Annotated in this window: 9 protein-coding genes; 5 read left to right on the top strand and 4 right to left on the bottom strand. The window is 47.3% G+C overall.

The genetic code is table 11. The annotated features are described in order from the left end of the window. Positions 1–60: 60 nt before the first annotated feature. Both CWC22_RS14115 and CWC22_RS14110 read right to left on the bottom strand, forming a co-directional pair. On the bottom strand, positions 61–1,905 hold the full coding sequence (locus CWC22_RS14115) for a choice-of-anchor I family protein (protein ID WP_138537660.1): 1,845 nt from the start codon (positions 1,903–1,905) through the stop codon (positions 61–63). Between the two features lie 142 nt (positions 1,906–2,047). After that, complete coding sequence (locus CWC22_RS14110; protein WP_049865405.1) at positions 2,048–2,440, bottom strand: MmcQ/YjbR family DNA-binding protein; 393 nt, start codon at positions 2,438–2,440, stop codon at positions 2,048–2,050. Between the two features lie 763 nt (positions 2,441–3,203). Here CWC22_RS14110 and CWC22_RS14105 point away from each other — a divergent pair. Then, on the top strand, positions 3,204–3,428 hold the full coding sequence (locus CWC22_RS14105; RefSeq protein ID WP_138537659.1) for a hypothetical protein: 225 nt from the start codon (positions 3,204–3,206) through the stop codon (positions 3,426–3,428). A 210-nt stretch (positions 3,429–3,638) separates the two neighbouring features. On the opposite strand, the gene CWC22_RS14100 is transcribed toward CWC22_RS14105, so the two are convergent. Together CWC22_RS14100 and CWC22_RS14095 are read right to left on the bottom strand one after the other, a co-directional pair. Continuing rightward, complete coding sequence (locus tag CWC22_RS14100) at positions 3,639–5,816, bottom strand: EAL domain-containing protein (RefSeq protein WP_230090575.1); 2,178 nt, start codon at positions 5,814–5,816, stop codon at positions 3,639–3,641. Between the two features lie 303 nt (positions 5,817–6,119). Then, positions 6,120–8,807 carry an insulinase family protein gene (locus CWC22_RS14095; protein ID WP_138537657.1) on the bottom strand — a complete coding sequence of 896 codons (2,688 nt, stop codon included), beginning with the start codon at positions 8,805–8,807 and terminating at the stop codon, positions 6,120–6,122. Between the two features lie 211 nt (positions 8,808–9,018). On the opposite strand from CWC22_RS14095, the gene sixA reads away from it, so the two are divergent. The 4 genes from sixA to CWC22_RS14075 all read left to right on the top strand — a co-directional run bounded on the left by sixA (position 9,019) and on the right by CWC22_RS14075 (position 13,550). Then, on the top strand, positions 9,019–9,486 hold the full coding sequence (gene sixA / locus CWC22_RS14090; protein WP_138537656.1) for a phosphohistidine phosphatase SixA: 468 nt from the start codon (positions 9,019–9,021) through the stop codon (positions 9,484–9,486). A 642-nt stretch (positions 9,487–10,128) separates the two neighbouring features. After that, entirely contained in the window at positions 10,129–12,432 is a 2,304-nt protein-coding gene (locus CWC22_RS14085; protein WP_049866084.1) for a TonB-dependent receptor, read from the top strand. A 131-nt stretch (positions 12,433–12,563) separates the two neighbouring features. Further along, the gene (locus CWC22_RS14080; protein ID WP_138537655.1) at positions 12,564–12,857 is read left to right on the top strand and encodes a hypothetical protein; all 294 of its coding nucleotides are present in this window, start codon (positions 12,564–12,566) and stop codon (positions 12,855–12,857) included. Between the two features lie 27 nt (positions 12,858–12,884). Continuing rightward, entirely contained in the window at positions 12,885–13,550 is a 666-nt protein-coding gene (locus CWC22_RS14075; RefSeq protein ID WP_326385175.1) for an HAD family phosphatase, read from the top strand. Positions 13,551–13,582 lie beyond the last annotated feature (32 nt).

The raw sequence follows: 13,582 nt of genomic DNA, 5'->3' as shown, positions 1-13,582 counted from the left end.
TGAGCTATACACCTTGATTAATGTACAGCACAGAGCAGCCACAGTACAAGACAGGGCGCTTTACTTCTGAGTCAGCGACCAGACGGCAATGCTGCCGGAAATTTCATTGCCGACGATCAGCAATGGGGTGTTGGTCGGGCTGTGCTCGGCACTTACAAAGGTCATTCCTTCCGGTGCCAGGTCACCCGAAATGTCAGCCCCTTCTTCCAGACCTCGGTTAATGAGGTAAGTGGTAAAGGTGACATTGAACGGGTTGGTGACATCATAGATCAAAATACTGCCCATGCGCTCCAGTCCGACAAATGCATAGGTACGTTCACCTATCTGGCCTAATGTCAGCGCTTCTGGTTCAGCCCCTTTGGCGTCTGAGCGCGTATCTCCTTCGTTGGTGTCTTCATCGTTATTAAACTGTTCACCATGTAGCGCGGTGGTGATACGTACGATTTCGTCTCCAGAGTCGAATACTCGAGCACCACGTTGATCCCAGATAGAGAATGAGCGAGCACCATAAGTGTAGAGTTTTTCGTACTGGCCATCGTTGTCCTGATCGCCCATCACAGTCGACACTTTCAGGCGACCCAGGTCGTCGTTGTCATTGTTGATGTAAGCAAAGTTATCCGCCAATGTCAGGTCTTTGGCTCGGATCTCATCGGTATATGCCAGACAACCATCGTCCTCATCGAAGTCTAGTCCACCATTAGCGGTACACTCGGCTTCATCGGCAGCTGGGAAGAAGTACTCCCGCCCATCTCCTTCGTTAGCTGTGACGATGAAGTTCGCGCCTTGCCATTGATAGCTAGCGATGGTGTCTGGTTGGTACATGCCATACAAGCCCGGATAGCTACGCAGATTGATGCCGCCATCTTTGTCGGATGCATCCAAAGTCCATTTACCCCAGTCTTTGTAACCCAAGCCTTTTATTGTTAGTGAGTTATCACTTAAGTCTACAATGGCCAGTGCATTATTCTCTTGTAACGAGACATAGGCATAACGATTATCTTTACTGACAGTAACGTACTCGGGTTCAAGATCCATCGCAACACTGGTATTGATTGCCTGCCCTTTGATGGTGCGCCCGGTTGGGCTGGCAAAGACGACGCCCTGGGCTTGTAACTCGGCTTGTTGGTCATTGAAGGCTTCAAACCCTAACAGGACAGCCTGTTCGGCAATCTGACCGTTATTGACTTCTATAATGGCAATGCTGCCTTGTGGATCAACGCTATAATCGCCTGCTGGCTCGCCTTCATTGGCAACCAAAATTTTGCTGCCATCCTGATTAAATGTCACCATATCAGGCAGGTAACCTACCTCGACTGACTTCAGCAGTTGAGGTGTTTGTGCGGCAATATCGTAGACCAGCACAAATCCGGTTTCACCGGTTTCGCGTGCCATGGCAACGGCGAGTAGGTCACCATGGATCGCCAGGCTGTTTGCATCAGCGGCAACCACATCACTGACAGCAATCGTCTCTGTCACGGTGAGGTTGGTGTTAGTGATTACACCCTGATTGTCTTTGTTGAGCTTGTCGGCATCAAGCTGTGCGGCTGAAATTACGGCGATTTGCGGCCTGTCTCCAGAGCTGTCCAGTGCAAAGATACGCTGACTGGTTGCGTGATAAGCGACGATTTCGGCAGCGCCTTCCGGGCTTGCTACGTTTAAAACGGCACGGCCTACCAATTGTGCTGACAGATCACCCGTCATGCGAGCGCCGGTCTCGCCTTGTGGCCCTTGTGCACCGGTTTCACCTTGTGCGCCAGCGTCTCCTTTATCGCCTTTTTCACCTGCCGTGCCCGCCTGGCCCGTCTCACCTTGCAGGCCTTGTTCACCTGTTTGTCCGTTGTCGCCATCCAGGCTGCAGCCACTGAGTAAGCCCAGTAGCGTTAAAGAGATCAGTGTTTTTTTCATTGTCTTTATTCTAAGTTGAGAAAATCACTGTCATTAAAACAGGGATAATTGACATCAGAATGACAAAGGAGGGGTTTTGATAAAAGGAGAAATAAAATGGCCCTCGCACTTGGTGCGAGGGAAGCCAATGATGACGGTCACTCTAAGATTGAGTGAGGCGATCAAGCTCTGCGCGTTGCGCGCTGGGTAAGTTATCAACAACAATCTGATACGAATCATCAATCATGCGTTTGATTTCTTCTTCCGGGATGCTGCCATCAAGTACGATGGTGTTCCATAATCGTTTATTCATGTGGTAGCCAGGCACTATTGCAGCGTACTTGTCGCGTAACAAAAGTGCTTCATCTGGATCACATTTTAGGTTAAGCCACCAAACTGGCTCACCATTTTCACCCAATTGACCCTCTTTCCCTTCATATAAGGTGGCAAACATCTTGTGCTGCACCTTGTAAACGTCCACGTCCTGTGCAAACGGTTTTGTGATAAAGGTCCCAGGCTTAGCCTGTAAATACTCATGTACGAATTTCTGATCCATCGCCCGTGTCCTTGAAATAACAAATTAAATTAAAACAACATGGGGCTGATTTTAGCAGCTTTTGTGAGATTTCTGTAATTGGGAATAAGTAAAAATTATCAGTCAGTTAAGACCAAATAAGAATATAACTGAATAACCTTATCTAAGCTGCGCAACAATATAAGTATATTTCACCCTACTGAGAAAAATACGTATTAAAACGCACAGAGGTTAACCAGTCCATTTATCTTTACAGTTCCAATTTCAAATCTGCTCAAGGGGGAGCCTCCCCCCGCTCTTTGACTGCTAACCACACCATGACCAAATGACAAATGCCCACTTCATTAAACATTCACGCGCTTCAGGGGAGACAGGAACCTCTCCGGATGCAGTGAAAGTGCAATCAAATTGGCACGCATAAGCTTTCAATCCCGTTCGGCTTAACCTAAGTGTAGGAAAATCAAACAGGATCGCCAGCGAAAGTAAGTTGTGTTCAGACCGGCCCATGATCTGAAGGCATACTTTGCTGCGCTTATTTTTACGTCAGCGCAAATAATACCTTGTTAAAATAATAAGTTAGTAGCTATTTGCGATTTCAGATACTCATTGTTTCGGGTACCTGAGTGAGAAACCAATTGTTTCTGGGGACGTATTAAATTAAATAATGCAATATTTTGCAACAATTTAAGTGTTTTTGCGTGCTTTTTAGACTTATTGTACACTGCGCGGGAAAAAAGTTACCCATTTACTTAACGTGTCGCACAGTTTGACCTGGCGTCCACGTTTGGATCTCAAATACGGAGGCAATGTGTTGGTGTTGTATGCTGTTTTAATGTGTCTGGGTGGATTGCTGATGCTGAATGAGCTTCGCTGTACGGGCGTCACAAGGCGCTCCTGGGTGCTATTAGCTGCGTTTGCAGGACCTATGGTGTGGATCCTGTTTCGTGCGCACTACCGGCTCGCCTGGCTCAAACAGGTGGGACCGCAGTATTGTGTCTTGCGTGCCTGAAGAAACCATTGAAGTGCGCTAACGCGTAATGCGCCATGTCCTTAGTCTGCTCTGGTGTGCGAAAATCTCGTGATTAAGGAAAAAATACCTGCGCAGCCTCTTAAGCCATATGTTTTGGATGAAACCTGTGTTAATAAACCTGGATTGGGCTGAAGGGTCCAACTAGATAGGTTTTGCCGCTGAGAACCATTAATCTGGCCCTGGCGGCCGTTAGTTTACCAGCTGTAGTGTGGGTTTTTCAGACAGCTGCGCGCGCAGGAATTGCTCGAACTCTTCGGCCGAGAGTGGTTTAGCGTAGTAATAGCCCTGAATGGTCTGGCAATTCAGGCGCTGTAACTGAAGCAGCTGCTGTTCCTGCTCAACCCCCTCCGCGACAACGTGCAGACCCAGATTGTGTGCAATCGTGACAATGGAGTCCACCATGTTACAGCCACGTTCTGTGTTCATATCATCTACAAACGCTTTGTCTACTTTGAGGGTGTTCAGTGGGAACTGTTTCAGGTAGGCGAGTGAGGAGTAGCCGGTACCAAAGTCATCCATAGCCAGGTGGATCCCGCGAGAGCTGAGAGAGCGCATAATTGAAATTGCTTCTTGTGGATCATCCATAACAGTGCCCTCTGTAATTTCCAGCTCGAGAAAATAAGATGGAAGTTGATTCTTTTGCAAGATGAGATCTATACGGGCGGTGAGATCGGGTAAGCTAAACTGGCGGGCAGACAGGTTAACCGCAACTCGGCCGTTGAATAGCCCCATATCAACCCAGCGTTTGACATCTTTACAGGCCTTGTCCAGTACCACTTCACCGATTTCTACAATCTGACCTGTCTCTTCTGCGATGGGAATAAACAAGCCTGGGCTGATCACCCCTTTTTTGGGCGTGATGAAGCGGACCAGGGCTTCCATACCGACTAACGCGCCACTGGCAATGTCCATTTTGGGCTGATAGTAAACGACAAAGTGATCCTCTTTTAAGCCAAATCGCATCAGGTTTTCAATTTGCAGACGTTTAACGGCCTGTTCATTCATTGAGTCGTTGAAGAACAGGTAGTGGTTACCTTTTTGCTTGGCATGGTACATGGCTGTGTCTGCATTTTTCAGCAAAATCTCTGGTGTGCTGCCATCTTCCGGGAATAGCACAATGCCCACAGATGAGGTGATCACCAGTTCGTGGTTAGCCATCTTAAAGGGGGTCGCAATAACAGCCAGAAACTGTTTCGCGGCTTTACTGATGGTGTGAATGTCATTCGTACCTGACATCACCAGGGCAAATTCATCGCCACCCAGGCGGTAAAATGTGTCTTGCTGACGGCACAGTTTATTGAGGCGCATGGCGAGCTTAGCAAGCAGGCTGTCTCCCAGCTGGTGGCCAAGAGAGTCATTAATTTTCTTAAAGTTATCCAGGTCAAAAACCAGCAAAGCATGATCGCGTTTTTGGTCGACGAGTTTTTTTAGATTGGTAAAGAATAGGTTTCGATTGGGCAGGCCCGTAGTGCGGTCTCGATTCGACAAATTGTGCAGTTGTGATTCTGCTTTTTTGCGTTCGGTTAGATCAGAGAATACCACCACGTAATTGGTAATGTGGCCATGGTTATTTTTAATCTCATCAATGGAAATCTCGATTGGCAGCATAGTGCCCGTCTGGTCGTAGAGTTTAAGTTCTTCCTGCCAGTGCTCGCTTTTCCTTAAGGCGGCTTTTATCTGATTGATAAACTGGCCATCATATCCAGGGAGCTTAAACTCGGTATTGATATACTGTTCACGCACACCACCAAAGATTCGAATATAGCTCGGATTCAAGTCAACCAAGCGGAAGGTATGATCATAAATAGCAATAGCGTCGGTCAGAGATTCGACACACTTGGCGAACAGGTTCAGGCGCTCTTCCGTACTTTTAAGGTGGTTAATATCACGGATAGTACCGGTCATCCGCAGTGGGTTAAGGTTTTCATCTTTTTCTATGATTTTGCCTTTGTCCAGCACCCAGTGATACTGATCGAGGCTGTTTTTGACCCGATAAGTGGCCTCAAAAAAGGCGGTTTTCTCTGCAAAGTGAAGTTTGAGCTGTTTTTCTACCAGCGGGAGATCTTGAGGGTGTATCTGGCTGGCATTGGGGATCAGATGGGTGCCTGGCGTTGTGTCCAACATAAACTTATCGTTTATACGGGTAATTTCACCACTGCGTATGTTCCAGTCCCACAGTGTGTCTCCACTGCCTTCTACGGTGCTTTTGAGGCGTTGCTCTGAATGTCTGAGTGCCCTCAGGGAGTGTTTGGTTCGGCGGTTTAAGATAACCAAGTAGAGCAAAGTGGCGGCTGTGACAAAGCCCACCAAAACGAGCAGTGTCGAAGAATTATTTTGTATAATGCCTGCTGGCAGGGGCGCACTCATTGTCGGCCAGGCCAGAAGCAACAAAACAGATGTAATTGTTTTTATAATTGTTGTTTTCGTCATAAGGCTTAAAGATTCAATTACATTTGCTAATCTAATCTAAGCCCCAGGCAGAGTCAAAAAGAAAGTCAGAAAAAATCCCTAATTTCGGACCTAAGCGGTATGTCTGCGCGTATTTTGTGCATTGAGACGGCAATTACGACATGAAAATGTAAGATTGAAGAGAGGTGATCACTTTACAGCAGCTGAAGCCTTGCTCAGTGGCGCGCATTGGCAAAGATGCGCCACTGATATATCGGGGAGTTAATTACACCTAAGTGTGACTTTCGCAAAATCGTTAGAAATCAGTTTGACTATATACTGTTTCAGATCATCAAACGTGAGCGCCTCAAGTGCTGCAATGAGCTTTTCCTGCATTGAAAAGGCGTGATCGTCAGTGCCAATGGCTATCCACAAACGTTGAGAGCGTAGCCTCAGGTTTTTGTCCTTCTCCGCAATCTGGGCATGCAATGCCGCTTTCACTTGAGTCCATTGGGTGGCTTCATAGCTATCCAGCTGAACAAGTAAATCGGCCAGGTATTGGTGATGACGTTGTAGCAAGGTGGCACTGTCATAGCTGGACGACTGTACATAAAATGCTATGCCGGCGCGGGTATTAAAGGGGGCATAACCTGCACCAACCAGATAACCAAGCTGCTGTTGTGTGCGCAAAGACTCAAAGTAATCTTGACTGACTAACTGATTGAAAGCCATCACTTTGACTTTATCGTCCACGCTGTTAGTGGGTGCCTGAATATACTCGACAAAAGCATGTTCGGCCCCGGACTTCTCAATTTGCACGTGTTGATTTGATGTAACCAGGTTGAGTGGTTTTTTCAGGTCGTCCAGGATTTCGCTGTAGGCAAACAGGGCATGTAGTTGTTTTTGCATATCGAGTGCATGGTCCAGTTGCCAGTTACCGTGCATAAATGCCTTAATATGGATCTCTTTGAAAAAGTTATCCCGAAACAGGCAAAACTCATTAAAGCTGATGTTTTTGAGCGCTTTGGCCAGTTGCTCTGGGGTTGGGTTCCAGGGCATCAGATGGGCACCCAATAAACTGAACAGCTCACTAACAGGCTTACTCTTGTTGTGGTTTTTCCAGTGCCGGATCAATTGTTTTTTATATTCTGCAAAGCGGGTGGCACTGATCGGTTGTTTCAGCAGAGCTTCGACCAGTTGCAGCACCAGTTTGAGCTGGCTGGCAGACAGGCCTGCGGTTTGTAAGGTTAAACCACCCTGGTGGGAGCTGAGGTGATAGCTCAATCCGGCCAGCTCCGCAGCGTAAAATTGCTCTGCGACACTGTCCATAAACAAATCGGCGAACAGCCGGGTCATGGCCATGCTCTTATGGTTCACGACCGAACAAAGGGAATCTATCTCTAAATAAAAATGGCCTTTTGTAACCCGAAAGCGGGTGTCTTGTTTGAACCAAAAGGCAAATCCTGGCCTGTCTGTGAGCAGGGTGGGCGTTTTACGTCCGGGCTCTATGTCATACAGACGGTTTTCAAACGCCAGGTAAGGGTTCGCAGCAGGCAAGCGCATTTCGGGCAGTGGCGTGGTAATGTGTTCGAGTGTTTGTAACCACTCCGTATTGATGCGCTCTACCTGGTAGGGCGTATTGTACCATTGTGCTACCTTGCGGGTGGCATCGTTCTCGCAGGTAATATCAGGGTGGATCAAGATCAGACGCATGTTATGCGGCGATAGCAGTTCCATGAGTTCTTCATGCAGTGAATGATTGAAGGCACTCATACAGTAGTCACCATATAGGGTGTCTTCGTCTTCGTAATGGTGCATATTGATGCTCAGCGCGCTGACCCAGTCGAGTAGTTTGCTGGGCTCCTGATTTTCGAATGCCAACTCAAGTAGGCGCTTTTTGTCTTCATAGAGTGCAGGTAAAGCGCCAATCTGTTCTCGGATCAGACTAATATACTCGAACAGCATTTCTACGATATCTTCGTAGTACTCAATGCCCTCGTCAGTCAGCGCGAAACTGATATTAAAATCTTTAAAATTACTGCCGTCTGCGCCACCGCCCGCGGACAGGGCGTTTATCCAGCCATTTTTCTTTAAAATTGCATAAAGTGAGCCGTCTCCTTCATAACCCAACAGGTGTGCCAGAAAGCTCAGGCTTTTGAACTTATACAGTCGCTCTACATCGGGCATGGCAAAGCTGACAATCAACTTTTGCATGTGCTTACGCGGTTCAATGTGGAGTAATAACCCCAGATCTTGCTGGCGATATAAGGGGACTTGAATGGCCGGTTTGGGTATGTTTTGACCGGTTACAGGCGTAAAGTTGCGACGTGCCAGCTCGGCCAGCTCATCTAAAGGGTGCGGCCCGGCTAGCACGAGTGTCATCCATTGTGCCTGGTAATGGGCGGCAAAAAAGGCTTCAATCTCTTGTTTAAACTGACCGCTGTGATCGGCCAGGGTATTGTGATTTCCGACGGAAAACTTGGCAAAAGGGTGGGCCGGATTGACGGTTTCTTTGTGCACCTGAATAATTCGGCGATTATCATCTTTGACCTTCAGATTAAACTCTGAGTCAATGGCGTTGCGTTCGTCCTGTAATGCCTCTTCACTAAACAGTGGTGCATAAAAAAACTCACTGAATCGTTGCAAAGCCTCAGCAAACAATGTCGCACGACAATCAAAAAAGTAGCAACTGTGTTCGGTGCCTGTCCAGGCATTACTTTGTCCACCGGCGTGACTGACAAACTGCGAAAATTCGCCGCGCACAGGAAAGCTCTGAGTACCGAGAAACAACATATGTTCAACAAAGTGTGCCATGCCCTGCCGGCTCTGTGGATCGTCAAAATGGCCGACGTTTATTGCGAGGGAGGCTGCTGCCTTATTACTTGATGTATCTTCGACAAGAAGCACTTTTAGACCATTGTCCAGTGTCAGGTGACGATAATTTCTTTTATCATTATTACTCAGTTTCAATTGTGTGCCGCCGATATATTAGTTAGAGACGTGGCTGCTGTTTCCGGGCTACTGCTGGCAAGCGCCCACCAGGACGGTTGCGATAGCCGGTCACCTCTGAATTAGCCTGTATTTAAACTTAAGGTTTAGGTGCTTTTGTTTTAATATAGCGGACAATTTGGGGCAATAGCTACTGCTTGCTTCTAATTTTCTTGCCAACTTTCGGAGTGCTATGAAAACAATTCTGATCATGCGCCATGGCGAAGCGGGCCCTATGCAGGCCAACGATGCGGCCAGAATTCTGACTTCACGCGGGCACGCTCAGGCTGCTGAAATGGGTCAATGGTTTGCTGAACATTATCCGCCACAGGCTGTACTAGTGAGTCCCTATATCAGGGCGCAACAGACGGCTCAGGCTGTCCTGCAAAGCAACCCTGTATCATTCGAAGAGACATGCCAGGATATTGTGCCCAGTGGCAATGCCGCTGTTGCGATCGATTATCTCGAAACCTTAATCAGTATGCATGACACCTTAGACACCTGGTTAGTTGTTGCGCATATGCCGATAGTCAGTTATTTGGTTGATCAATTGGTGCCGGGTGAAATGCCGATCTTTGCAACGGCTGCCGTTGCGGTGATCCAGTATGACCCAGAGACGTTAAAAAGCGAATTGGTTAAGCTCGCCACACCGACTACCTGAATTGAGACCGATTTTAGGATAAGTTGGCCCGGTGCGGTCTAATGTCCTCCTTTTCACTACGATGCTTTAATACAATAGCATCGCTTTCATGACACCGGTTACCATCTATGGGCGGATGGTTTTCGGTGCTACCTTATTGTTTGTCATAAAATGCGCAACACCACATGTGTCTGGTTGGTTTTGCTATGCAATCCAAAAAAGTAATGTGCTCGTGTGCAGATCTTGTGATTAGAGAGTATCTATTCGCGGTATGAAGAGCTGGCTGTTGATAAGAGCGAGATAGTGACACCTGTATTTCAATTCGGTAAATCCTTTTCCTGCCATCATATAGGCAAGAGTTTGGTAAGGACAATTGTCCTTATATTGAGGCTTTTTGTTGCGAAAAGTTGTTAACTCTTAGCTAACTTTCACGATATTTACAAAAATGTGGAAAATTTATATGCATAATTGCAGCAATTTGAAAATTTGCTGCTATAATTACGGCCGTCTCGTTCAGCCTCATATAGTCGTTTTGCACTCTCGCTAGTGAGGTCCGCGCTGCTTGTCATTTGCGCGTAAAATTGAGCGAACCAGCCATTGTGATACGGCGCCCAAATCAAAACCGTTGAACTTAAGAGTGCATACAAAAGGTTAAATCCAAACATGAAAGCAATGAAAAGATCTACGTTAGCAACTTTAATCAATGCGACGTTGTTCTCTGCTGTAGCAGGTACTTCATTCACTACGCTTGCAGAAGAAGCGCAAGCCAAAAGTAATCAACTGGAAGTGATCCAAATCACCGCGCGTAAGCGTGTTGAGAACGCACAAGAAGTGCCAGTTTCTGTGTCTGCTTTGCAAGGCGATAACTTGGACGCATACAGCTCAGCTGGTATGGATATCCGCTTTATGAATGCGAAGATCCCGAGCCTGTCGGTTGAATCTTCATTCGGACGTACATTCCCACGCTTTTATGTTCGTGGTCTGGGTAACACCGACTTCGATCTGAACGCGTCTCAGCCGGTATCTCTGGTTGTTGACGAAGTTGTTCAGGAAAACCCTATTCTTAAAGGCTTCCCTGTATTTGATATCGAGCGCATCGAAGTGCTGCGTGGTCCTCAGGGAACCCTGTTCGGTCGTAACACCCCAGCCGGTCTGGTTAAGTTCGACAGCGTTAAACCAAGCCAGGAATTCGATGGGTATGCAGCGGTTTCATACGGCAGCAACAGCTCAATTGACTTTGAAGGTGCAGCCGGTACAGGTTTAACTGACAAAATTTCTACACGTGTATCTTTATTGGTACAAGATAAGCCGGACTACATTGATGTAAAAGCACCTGGATTCGAGAAAGAAGATTCACTGGGTGGCTACAATGAAAAAGCAGCACGTGTACAGTTCTTATATGAAGGTGATGACTTCACCGGTTTGCTGAATTACCACGTACGTGATTTGGAAGGTCGCCCGATCCCGTTCCGTGCGAACCTGATTGAAAAAGGTTCGAACAACATTAACCCATTGTACGATAACGATGTGGTTTATCAGGATGCCGCGTCTCGTGCTACTCAACAAGTAGACACACAGGGTCTGAGCCTGAAGCTGGAATGGGACCTTAAAGAGCACACCATTACTTCAATCACCGGCTGGGAAAGCGCTGAGATCTACTCGCGTGCAGACGTTGATGGTGGATACGGTAATAACTTCGCACCGACCATGGGTCCTGGTTTCATTCCATTTTCTTCTGAAACGGCTGATGCCATTCCAGAGCATGACCAGTATACGCAAGAACTTCGCCTTTCAAGCAACTTCTCTGGTGACTTCAACTATCAGGTTGGTTTGTTCCTGTTTGAAGAAGATCTGACTATTGAGAGCTTCAGTTTTGACACTGGTGTATACGATGAAGCCGCTGGTAGCTATGGCCTGCAAAATGGTTACGCTGTGCAGGAGCAAGAGACATCTGCATGGGCTGTGTTCGGTTCTTTCGATTACAGTGTGTCTGAGCAGCTGGACGTGACTCTGGGCTTACGTTACTCAGACGACGAAAAAGATTTTTACGCAAAAAGAACAGATAATCCAACACCTTGGAACGGCTCTCCTGACTTCCTGGAAGGTCGTGCGAATCCAAGTGACAGCCACGTAAGCTGGGACCTGAGTGCAACTTATAAACTGACTGATGACGTTAACCTGTTCGGTCGTTTGGCAAATGGTTTCCGTGCGCCGAGTGTTCAGGGTCGTATTTTGTTCGGTGACGTTGTGACAGTTGCTGAGTCAGAAACCACGAACTCGATTGAATTCGGTGTTAAGTCAGACGTTCTGGATGGCCAGGGTCGTGTTAACGCAACCGTGTTTTACTTCCAAATGGATGACCAACAGCTGACTGCTGTAGGTGGTGGCTCTAACTTTAACCGTCTTATTAACGCTGATAAAACAACTGGCTATGGCTTTGAGTTAGATACTGAGTGGGTACTGACGGATGAGTTGAATGCGACGTTTAACCTGAGTTATAACAAAACTGAGCTAGACGACGATACGCTTGCCGTTGCAGTGTGTGCGCAGTGTACCGTGACTGATCCAACCTACATGGTTGATGGGCCAAATGGTCCTGAAGCGCGCGCAATCTTGGATGGCAATAGCCTGCCGCACGCGCCAGAGTGGATCTCTAACGCGACATTGCGTTACACCACAGAACTGGAAAACGGTGAGTTCTTTGTATACACCGACTTGTCATACCGCAGTGAAATCGACTTCTTCCTGTATGAGTCAGTAGAGTTCACTGGTGAAGCACTATTTGAAGCTGGTGTGCGTGCGGGTTACGCGTGGAACTCGGGCGACAACGACTATGAAGTTTCTGCCTTCGTACGTAACCTGTTTGATGAGCAGGTGGTTATCGGTGGTGTAGACTTTAACAACAACACAGGTATGCTGAACGAAGAGCGCTTTGTGGGTGCTGAGTTCAAAGTGAAATTCTTTTAATTTCACCCTAATTTAAAGTGAAAACCCGTGGGTGGTTACCATCCACGGGTTTTTTATTAATACTGTCATGCAAGCAGACCCCAGTACTGGTAAAGTACCCGGGTAAATACAGATTTTTAGAGGAAGAAACTATGTCCGCATTTTGGAATTATCGCGTTATCTATTGTGAAGCAAGTAAAGATGCGCTAGAGCAGTATCAGGTACATGCGGTTGAGTACAATGAGAATGGCAAAGCGGTTAACTGGTCTGAAACGGGTGAGTCACCTTATGGTCAGAGCATTGATGATCTTAAAGCCGATTTTACCCGTTTACAGACAGCATTTGATAAGCCTGTTTTGAAAGTGGTACGTAAACCGCGTGGTTATGAGCTGGTAGAAAAAGACAGCGGTGAACTTGCACACGCAGAGCCACCTGCCAAAGCCTAATAACATTATATTTATAAAGAAGGAGCGATGATGAGTTTAAAGGCTATCTTATTTGATTTTGATGGAACGCTGGTGGATTCTGAAGCGCTCCACTATCACAGCTGGTTGCGTGTGCTGGCACCGTTTGGTGTTGAGTATAGCGAGCTGGCTTTTTGTGATGAATTTTCTGGCGTACCCACGCTAAAAACTGCTGAAATACTCCTTGAACGTCACAAACTGTCCAGCACAGCGCAGGCGTTATGCGACGATAAAAACCGCTTTTTTGTTGACACCGCAGCGACTATGCAGCCAAAGCTCATGCCTTATGCAGACGAGATCTTAAGTTATGCGTCAGCGCACTGTAAGTTAGCGCTGGTGACGGGGAGTACCCGCGCCGAAGCGATACCGGTCTTGAATCATTATGGATTGGCGCATTTCTTCGAGTGTATTGTCACTAAAGATGACGTGGTTCAGCCAAAACCACACCCTGAGCCATACCTGCAGGCACTGTCCGCATTGCAGATTGAGCCAGAAAACGCCATTGCGCTGGAAGACAGTACAACCGGGCTGAGCTCAGGTAGCGCCGCAGGCTTGCAGGTAATGGTGATCCCCAATGAACATTCAGCAAAGCAGGACTTTTCTCAGGCTGCCTGGCAAGTGCAATCGCTGCGCTCGGCGCAAGATGTTATTGAGGGGCTGCTCGCAAAAGGTTAGTACTACCAATTTGCGACTGGCGATTTCCTGAC

The organism is Pseudoalteromonas rubra, from assembly GCF_005886805.2.
In the GTDB taxonomy this organism is placed as follows: Bacteria; Pseudomonadota; Gammaproteobacteria; order Enterobacterales; family Alteromonadaceae; genus Pseudoalteromonas; species Pseudoalteromonas rubra_D.
The sequence above is the reverse complement of the archived record's forward strand: the minus strand, read 5'-3'. Positions and strand labels throughout refer to the sequence as shown.

Bases quoted from the DNA above. Each gene is read 5' to 3' on its own strand.
- CWC22_RS14115 (WP_138537660.1), bottom strand. From the start codon at position 1,905: ATGAAAAAAACACTGATCTCTTTAACGCTACTGGGCTTACTCAGTGGC.
- CWC22_RS14110 (WP_049865405.1), bottom strand. From the start codon at position 2,440: ATGGATCAGAAATTCGTACATGAGTATTTACAGGCTAAGCCTGGGACC.
- CWC22_RS14100 (WP_230090575.1), bottom strand. From the start codon at position 5,816: ATGAGTGCGCCCCTGCCAGCAGGCATTATACAAAATAATTCTTCGACA.
- sixA (WP_138537656.1), top strand. From the start codon at position 9,019: ATGAAAACAATTCTGATCATGCGCCATGGCGAAGCGGGCCCTATGCAG.
- CWC22_RS14085 (WP_049866084.1), top strand. From the start codon at position 10,129: ATGAAAGCAATGAAAAGATCTACGTTAGCAACTTTAATCAATGCGACG.
- CWC22_RS14080 (WP_138537655.1), top strand. From the start codon at position 12,564: ATGTCCGCATTTTGGAATTATCGCGTTATCTATTGTGAAGCAAGTAAA.
- CWC22_RS14075 (WP_326385175.1), top strand. From the start codon at position 12,885: ATGATGAGTTTAAAGGCTATCTTATTTGATTTTGATGGAACGCTGGTG.